Annotated in this window: 1 pseudogene; it reads right to left on the bottom strand. The window is 65.9% G+C overall.

The window, feature by feature from the left end:
- Positions 1–498 (bottom strand): annotated as a pseudogene (locus ACLN58_RS22595) (SAM-dependent DNA methyltransferase); the annotation flags it as partial.

Here is a 498-nt window from a genome sequence, read left to right as displayed (position 1 = left end):
TCGTTGAAGTCGATAACCCATCGCGAGGGCGACGCGTCCGAGCGCTGGTTGAGGTCCTCTCCGTTCAGGTATGGGAAGAGCACCTCAGCGTTGCGGGCATCGGCGGCAATCCACTCTTGCGCCTCCTCCGGGTCCAACACGAACCCCATGCCGAGGACGTAGCAGCCTATGAAGGCGATGCCGGAATTCTCAGCCAGCCGGACCGGCATCCCGTCGACTCGGCCAGCCGGTTCGAGCAGCGTGCTGATGCTCCTGACGGCAATACCGTCCGAGACTCGAGGGACGCCGGCGCTCACCTCGCCAATAGTTCCCCAGACTGCGGCGTACTCCAGGTTCGCGCTGGCTGCTGGCCACGATCGGCTCTGGATCGCGCGGGTGATCGTGAATCCGTTGGCGACCATCGCGTCCAAGCCGACCTCGCGGGAGTCGCCCTGCGCCACGGTGTTCGTGGCGATGAGGCCGAGCGTGCCCTTCGCCTGCAAGAGCGAGGTGGCACGC

The sequence above is a fragment of the Sinomonas sp. G460-2 genome, assembly GCF_047759905.1.
GTDB lineage: Bacteria > Actinomycetota > Actinomycetes > Actinomycetales > Micrococcaceae > Sinomonas.
Note: the sequence above shows the minus strand (reverse complement) of the source record. Positions and strands in the feature narration are given on the sequence as shown.